General features: G+C 59.6%; 2 protein-coding genes. One reads left to right on the forward strand and one right to left on the reverse strand.

All coding sequences use genetic code 11. The annotated features are described in order from the left end of the window. Window positions 1-226: hypothetical protein (locus tag ABIB95_RS47295; RefSeq protein WP_354249236.1), on the forward strand; the 226-nt coding region annotated here is incomplete at its 5' end. A 99-nt stretch (window positions 227-325) separates the two neighbouring features. Here ABIB95_RS47295 and ABIB95_RS47300 read toward each other — a convergent pair. Continuing rightward, entirely contained in the window at window positions 326-1,609 is a 1,284-nt protein-coding gene (locus tag ABIB95_RS47300; protein WP_354249238.1) for a S41 family peptidase, read from the reverse strand. Window positions 1,610-1,759 lie beyond the last annotated feature (150 nt).

Genomic DNA, 1,759 nt, shown 5'->3' on the forward strand with positions numbered 1-1,759 from the left:
TCGTCTGCCATCACAAGGTGTCCACCTATTTTGGTGGACACCTCATGCATCAGAGCACCCAAAAGCAAAAGGTGCAGGGAAATTCGCGCTTACGCCATTGGCGTCGCGCGTTGCGATCGACAACACAGATCCGGAGGCAAGGTTCCTCGACAAGACGGTGATGCTCGGCCCGGCTTTGACGGTGGTCTGCGCACGCAGAAGGCGATCGAATGAACTGCGTGCCTAACGACCGTTCTGGGTCAAACTGCGACTTGGCAGGGAGGGCAGCTTTTGGCGCGCAAACCGGACCTAGTCAGGAATGGATCTCTTAGCTGCCTCCCGAGGATCAGGCCACGGATAGGACTGCGATTGCACGATTGAGTTGAGGATCATCTAGACCCATGGAGCCCGGCTCGGCTTGGACCTCGATCGTGGGTGCGACGCCAACGCCTTCCAGCCGCTCGCCGTCGACCTCCACGTCCCCGACCGCGAGCAACAGCAAGCCGCCATCAATGAGAAATGCCGTCGCAGCGAGGACAGCTCCCTCGGTCCGGCTACCGATGACCTCGCCAAGCCGATATTTCTTGAAGCCATAGGCAAGGATTTCCTTGCCGCTGCGGGTGCCACCGTTGACAAGCATGGCGACAGGCTTGCGCCACTTCACGTTCTCGAGTTCGCTGGCGCCATTGCGATCAGTGACCTGTATCGTCGGCGCTCGCGTGTTGAACAAATCAAGATATCCGGGGATCGCGCCGCCCCAGCCATCGCGCAAGTCCCAGATCAGTGCGTCGGCGCCGTTCAGGGGACTCTGCGATAGAAGATGCTCGAGCGTCCGCTGATACACGGAGCCGGCGTAGCACCAGACATGAACATAGCCGATGCTACGGCCGTTGGCCGGTATTATACGGGCGCTGGCCTTCAAGCCGTCCAAGAACATCTTGTTGGGCTCAATTTCGACCGGAGTAACCGATATTTGCATAAACGCGCCGGCACGACGCAGCCCCAGCACAACTTCCTTGCCGACCTTGCCACGGAATGACTGTACCGGCTCAAACGGTGCACCATCGGCGAAGACGATCGCATCGCCAGCGAGCAGGCCGGCTTGTTGGGCTGGCGTGCCTTCTATAACACCGGTGATCATGTTGCGACCCTGCGTGTCGAGACGCGAGAGGATGCCAATGCCGGGATAGGAGATACGGCCATTCGGAAAAACACGTTCCAGTCCGCGCCGCCTTAACGCACCAGCAAAGATATCAGAAAGCTGGTAGTACTCTGGTTCGTACGGTGTGTAGTAGCGGGTGTGCGAAGCATGCAGCTCAGAGAGCATGTTATTAATGACGCCGGCGAGCGCCTCTTCGGAACTCGCCCGCGTGGCGTCCGGCAAGTAACGTTCCCGGACGGCCGACCAATCGAGCCCGTCTAGGTGCGGATCGTAAAAGCGATCTCGCACGGTCCGCCATACCTCCTCGAACGTGGCGATGCGTGCGGGCGCGGCCTGGGATGTGGCCGAATCCGCTGCTTGTTGCTGCTCGGCCCACAACACCGTTGGAGTCAGAGCTGATGCCGCGGCCACTGACGTGAGCCGCAAAAAGTGGCGGCGCGACAGTGCTGAGTTGATTACCTTCTTCATCGTGCAACCTTGCGATGGCGCTCGTCGCTGTCTCGATAATCGGACATTCTCAGAGTATAGCGCGACAATCTGGATGGGAAGCGCGCGACAATCAGGATGGGGAGTCGGTGTCGCGGCGAGGTGATGATTGCCGCGATGATTGTCGCGCGC

It is taken from the genome of Bradyrhizobium sp. LA2.1, assembly GCF_040547725.1.
Taxonomy (GTDB): domain Bacteria; phylum Pseudomonadota; class Alphaproteobacteria; order Rhizobiales; family Xanthobacteraceae; genus Bradyrhizobium; species Bradyrhizobium barranii.